The sequence below is a fragment of the Microbacterium sp. CPCC 204701 genome (genome assembly GCF_004010105.1).
Lineage (GTDB): Bacteria > Actinomycetota > Actinomycetes > Actinomycetales > Microbacteriaceae > Microbacterium.
This window is the reverse complement of sequence record NZ_RRYE01000211.1, coordinates 1-5,311: the sequence shown is the minus strand read 5'-3', so window position 1 is coordinate 5,311 and position 5,311 is coordinate 1. Positions and strand designations below refer to the sequence as shown.

Sequence of the window (5,311 nt, the reverse complement as noted above, 5' to 3'; positions counted from 1 at the left end):
GGCATCCGGGAACACGTCCATGGCTCCCGCGAGGCGCTCGCGGGTGACGTCGACCGCGATGGCGGTGTCGTCGCTCAGCCAGCCGCGCTGCCACCCGGCGCGCGCGGGGAGCCCCACGACTGCGACGTCGCGATGGCCGAGCGCCCGCAGGTGGCTCGCGGCCTGGCGCTGGGCCTCCCGGTTGTCGAGGCCGATGCGCGGCACGTCGTCGCCCGCATCGCCCTCGATGACGACGACCGGGATGCCTCGTGCCTTGACCGCGTCGAGCGATTGACGAAGCAGTCCGCTGCAGCCGATGAGCACCGCCGCGTCGAGCGGGGCGCTGGTGAGCGAGGGCCCCCCACCGGTCGGCTCCTGGTCGCGCAGCAGCAGGAGACCCGCGCCGAGGGGCGCGACGGCGTCGGCGAGACCGTCCATCATCAGGGTCTTGACCGGGTCGAGGAACGCCGTTCCGAGGTGCTCCTCGAAGACGACACCCACGATCCCCGAGCGTCCGCGCCGCAGCGACGCCGCGCGGGGATCGGGACCGGCGTACCCGAGCGCGGCCGCGGCGTCGAGCACGCGGCGACGGGTCGCGTCCGAGACCGGGGTGTTTCCGCTGAACACGACGGACGCCGTCGACGGCGAGACACCGGCCTCGCGGGCGACATCCGCGATCGTGGCGCGTCGGGTGCTCATGGGCCCCGATGGTACTCGCGCAGACGGCATCCGCCGAATCGATTCGAGAGAGTCGAATCGATTCGCTACGCTTGCCCGCATGGAACCGGTCCTCAGCCGTGCGCAGTACGTGCGCTGGCGCACGGCGATCTTCGCGATCTTCCTCGCGAGCGGACTCAGCATCGCGACGTGGGCTTCGCGCGTGCCGGCCATCAAGGTCACGCTCGACGTCGACAACATCCAGATCGGGCTCATGCTGCTCGGCGCGGGCATCGCGTCGATCCTGGGCCTGTCGCTCGCGAACATCGTGCTGGCGAGATGGGGCGCCCGCACGGGGATGCTCGTGTCGATGTTCGTCTTCGCCGCGGGCGTCGCGATCATCGGCGTCGGCACCGACGTGCTGCACTCGTACGTCGTCGTGATCGCGGGCCTGGTGCTGTTCGGCCTCGGCAACGGAGCGGTCGACGTCATGATGAACGTCGAGGGCGCCGCGATCGAGAAGCAGTCGGGCAAGACGATCCTGCCGCTGTTCCACGCCTTCTTCAGCTTCGGCACCGTCGTCGGCGCGGGGATCGGCGCCCTGGCCGCGGCGTGGCACGTCAACGTGCTTCTCCACACGCTCTTCATGGCGCTCGTGATCGTCGGCATCGCGTTCGCCTCGTATGCCAACGTCCCATCGCGCGACATCACGGGAGACACGGATGCCGCAGCCGACAGGCCGCACTGGCGGGAACGGCTGCACACCTCGCTGTCGGCCTGGCGCGAGCCGCGCACCTACGCCCTGGGCGTCATCATGCTCGGCATGGCCTTCGCCGAGGGCGGCGCGAACGACTGGCTCGCGCTCGGCATGGTCGAGGGGCACGGCGCCACCCCGGCGCTCGGCGCCCTCGGACTGACGGTGTTCTCCGTCTCGATGACGGTCGTGCGCGTCTTCGGCGGCCCGCTCGTCGACCGCTTCGGCCGCGTGGCGACGCTGCGGGTGCTCTCGGTGCTGGCTGCCGGGGGCCTCGTGCTGTTCATCCTCGCGCCGAACATCCCGCTCGTCTTCGTCGCCGCCGCACTGTGGGGCGCGGGCACCTCGCTCGGGTTCCCGCTCGGCATGTCGGCCGCGGCCGACGACCCCGCCAAGGCCGCCGCCCGCGTGAGCGCCGCCGCGACCATCGGGTACGTGTCGTTCCTGTGCGGCCCGCCGATCCTCGGGTTCATCAGCGAGCAGATCGGCCTGCTCAACACCCTGTACATCCTGGTGGCACTGGCGGTGGCCTCGGGTCTCGCCTCGTCGGCCGCCAAGCCCATCGCCGGCTCGAGCGTCGGCGCCGGCCACTCCCACCACTGACAGCCGGGGCTCGATGCGGTAACGATTCCGACCGGCCGCGGCGCCGCGGCCGCAGAATCTCCTTGTGATCAGGATCGGGCGCGGCGGTGCGTTGCTGAGCGCGGCGGCGCTCGCGTCTGTCGCGCTCACGGGTTGCGTGTCGCAGGGGTGCCCGGGGTGGGCCGGGTACGACTCTCCGCCGGATGCGGTCCAGGCCGCCGACGCAGTCGTCCTGGGGCACGTCGAAGAGCTCGCGTCGACGGCGAGCCTGTTCGGGGCGCCCGCGAACGTCTGGTCGGTCGAGGTGACCGAGTGGGTCAAGGGCGAAGGACCCGACACCATCCAGGTGATGTCACCTCCGTCGCGGTGCGGACCTACCGACGACCCGTATTTCGGCTCGGACCCGTTCGAGGCCGCGACCGCTCACTCCGCGTCCGTCGTTCTCCTCAGCGAGTGGGAGAACGGCTGGATGGGGCTGAACCCGGGTCAAGGGATCGTCGAGCTCACTCCGTCGGGCGACATCCCGCCCGAGTGGTGACCGCGCACATCCTCAGGCTGCCCGGTCGAGCTGGGCCGAGACGTCGAGGAGGTGGGGGAGGGCGCGGTCGATCATCTCCATGGTCGCGGTGAGCGAGATGCGGAAGTGCTCCGGCCGGTCGAAGAGCGTGCCGGGCATCAGGTACACGCCGCGTGCGGCGAGCGCGTCGCAGAACGCCACGGCGTCGCCACCCGGTGCGCGGCCCCACAGATAGAACGTGCCCTCGGGGCGGGTGACCTCGAGTCCGGCATCCGTCAGCGCGCCGTAGAGCCGGTCCCGCTTGCGGGTGAGCTCGGCCAGGTCGATCGACAGCGTCTCGAGGGCGGGCACCGAGTACTGCATGACCGCGTCGGGGAAACCCCAGCCGATCGCGAGCCCGAGGGGCATGAGGGCCTCGCGCAGCTCATCGCGCTCTGCGGCGGGGATCAGCGGAGACAGCGCGAGGTAGCCGAGCCGCTGGCCGGGAGCCAGCAGCACCTTGCCGTAGCTGTAGTCGATGACGGTCCAGGGGTACGAGGCGGCAGGGCTTGCGAACTCCACACCGTCGAAGCGGATACGCCGGTAAGGCTCGTCCGAGAGCAGCCAGATCCGCCGGCCGTGCTCGTTCGACGCGCGCTCGAGAACATCGGCCAGCTCGTCCCACGCCGCCTTCGGGTACACGCGGCCGGTCGGGTTCGCGGGCGAGTTGACGATCACCACCCTGGTGCGGGGCGTGATCGCGCGGGCTATCGCGTCGACGTCGAGGTCGAAGGTCGTCGCATCCAGCGGCGCGCGCACCGGCACGAGGTTCGCTGCGACCAGCATCGGCTCGTAGCAGAACCATCCGGGAACAGGGATGACGACCTCGTCGCCGGCATCCGCCAGCAGCGCAAGCGCCAGCGACATCGCGCCGAACGCGCCTTGGGTCATCGCGATGTCTTCGGGCTCGAAAGTCAGTCCCAGCTCGGGCACGAGGCCCGCCGCGACGACCTCCTGCGCCCCGCGTTCGCTGGTCTTGTACGCGAACCAGTCCACCGACTGCGGCTCGGCGTGCGCGCGCAGCGCCGCGGGAAGCCCCGGCAGAGCCATCTCGTGCGGGTTGCCGAACGTGAAGTCGAGTGCGTCCGGATCGTCGGCGATCGCCTGGATCCGTCCGAAGAACGCGGTCACGACGTCGACCGCAGCCTTCGCCTCTCTTGCCCGAGCCGACATCGCCATCTCGATCACCCTCGTCCGCAGTGCCCTACGTGATCCGGTCGGCATCCCATGTGTGGGGGAGCACCCATGGCTCCCGCGGACCGGCGGCCCCGGCGCGCGGGGTCGGCGCGCAAGGATACCGCGCCGCGGGCCCGTTGTGAAGATGACCTCGTGACGGGCCGGCTCGTTGTTAGGGTGATCGGCACCTCGCAGCGTTGGGCTCTCGGACCCCGGGTCGGCGTCCTCAACCCGAAGGAGAGATCATGCTCTGGACCATCCTCGGCCTCATCGTCATCGGCCTCATCGCAGGCCTGATCGCCCGTGCCATCATCCCCGGCAAGCAGAGCATGGGCATCCTGATGACGATCGCCCTCGGCATCGTCGGGTCCTTCGTCGGAGGCTTCCTCGGGTTCCTGGTCTTCGGGTCCGATCCCAGCGGAGGGTTCCTCCAGCCCGCGGGCATCATCGGTTCGATCCTCGGCGCGATCATCGTCCTCGGGCTCTACGTCTTCTTCGCGCGACGCCGCACCTCGCGACCCTGACCCGCGGCAGCCGCCGGGGCCCCCCGACCCGCGCGGCTGCCGTCGGCCTTCCCCCGCGTCCACACGGCGTACGGCGTCGACGAGGTCGCAGCATCCGTCGTGTTAGCAGACCCGCGCACCCGTGGTCGGGGGAACCCGCGGCAGTGGCAAGCCTCAGAGCCGATCGGCGACCGTGGCCGCGACCGTGAGCCACGCATCCCGGGTCTCGGGAGCGAGCGCTTCGAAGTCGATCGGCCCGCCGTCGACGAGCGACGGATCGAACGGGGCGGTGACGACGGCCGACGTCACCTGCTCGAAGTGCCGCGCCAGCCGATGCTCCAGGCGCCGATCCGGGCGGGACGACGGGGCGGTGAGCACCGTCACGGCCTCGTCGATCTTGGCACCGAAGCCCTTTTCGCGAAGTCCGTCGAGCAGCCACGCGGCACTGGCCGCCGTGTCTTCCCGCACCGTCGAGACGATCACGAGCTGGTCGGCCGCGGCGACGGCCGCCACCCAGTTCGAGGCACGCATGTTGTTGCCGGTGTCGACGATCATCAGCCGGTAGTAGCGGCGCAGCAGCGCATGGAGCCGGTCGAACGCCGCGGAATCGATCGTCGAGGATGCCGCGGCATCCTCGTCCGAAGCCAGCACATCGAACCGCGCGTCGACCTGTGTGCGCACGTACGTGTCGAGTGCGGCGAGGCTCGACCCGCTCGGATTCCAGAACTCATCGATATCCTCGAGGAGGTCGACGGCGGTGCGGTGGTGCGGCGCGTTCTGCGCGCGCCAGCCGAGCGTGCCGCGCGTCTCGTTGTTGTCCCACGCAAGGGTCGCTCCGCCACGCAGGGTGCCGAACGTCGCCGCGAGGAGCAGCGTGCTGGTCGTCTTGTGGGCGCCGCCCTTCGGATTCAGCACGACGATCGTGCGCGGCGCGTCGAGACGGCGCTGGACGCGCTTCTCGCGATCGAGCCGCGAGCGCTCCGCGCGTCCGGGCGCAGGCGAGACCAGACCGCCGGTGGCCCGGCGCACCGTGCCCTGCCACCCCGTGGTCGCGCGGGCGCGCTTGGTGCCGTTGCGCGACTCGAGCAGATCCTGGACGGTCGG

Annotated in this window: 6 protein-coding genes; 3 read left to right on the top strand and 3 right to left on the bottom strand. The window is 70.9% G+C overall.

Features of this window, described 5'->3' with window-relative positions:
• The coding region (locus EIO58_RS12080; protein ID WP_164861667.1) for a LacI family DNA-binding transcriptional regulator at nt 1-678 on the bottom strand (678 nt) is incomplete at its 3' end.
• Between the two features lie 79 nt (nt 679-757).
• Here EIO58_RS12080 and EIO58_RS12075 point away from each other — a divergent pair.
• Nucleotides 758-1,993: an MFS transporter gene (locus EIO58_RS12075; protein ID WP_127819754.1), complete on the top strand. Its 1,236-nt coding sequence runs from the start codon at nt 758-760 to the stop codon at nt 1,991-1,993.
• A 64-nt stretch (nt 1,994-2,057) separates the two neighbouring features.
• Nucleotides 2,058-2,510: a hypothetical protein gene (locus EIO58_RS12070; RefSeq protein ID WP_127819753.1), complete on the top strand. Its 453-nt coding sequence runs from the start codon at nt 2,058-2,060 to the stop codon at nt 2,508-2,510.
• 12 nt (nt 2,511-2,522) lie between these two features.
• Here the strand turns inward: EIO58_RS12070 and EIO58_RS12065 are convergent, their stop codons facing one another.
• A complete protein-coding gene (locus EIO58_RS12065; protein ID WP_127819752.1) occupies nt 2,523-3,707 on the bottom strand; it encodes an aminotransferase class I/II-fold pyridoxal phosphate-dependent enzyme in 1,185 nt (394 codons plus the stop codon).
• Nucleotides 3,708-3,949: 242 nt separating this feature from the next.
• Here EIO58_RS12065 and EIO58_RS12060 point away from each other — a divergent pair, with 242 nt between their 5' ends.
• A complete protein-coding gene (locus tag EIO58_RS12060; RefSeq protein WP_127819751.1) occupies nt 3,950-4,228 on the top strand; it encodes a GlsB/YeaQ/YmgE family stress response membrane protein in 279 nt (92 codons plus the stop codon).
• Nucleotides 4,229-4,381: 153 nt separating this feature from the next.
• On the opposite strand, the gene EIO58_RS12055 is transcribed toward EIO58_RS12060, so the two are convergent.
• The coding region (locus tag EIO58_RS12055; RefSeq protein ID WP_446723920.1) for a MinD/ParA family ATP-binding protein at nt 4,382-5,311 on the bottom strand (930 nt) is incomplete at its 5' end.

Excerpts from the sequence above, each read along its gene's own strand:
- EIO58_RS12075 (WP_127819754.1), top strand. The coding sequence starts at position 758 with ATGGAACCGGTCCTCAGCCGTGCGCAGTACGTGCGCTGGCGCACGGCG.
- EIO58_RS12065 (WP_127819752.1), bottom strand. The coding sequence starts at position 3,707 with ATGGCGATGTCGGCTCGGGCAAGAGAGGCGAAGGCTGCGGTCGACGTC.
- EIO58_RS12060 (WP_127819751.1), top strand. The coding sequence starts at position 3,950 with ATGCTCTGGACCATCCTCGGCCTCATCGTCATCGGCCTCATCGCAGGC.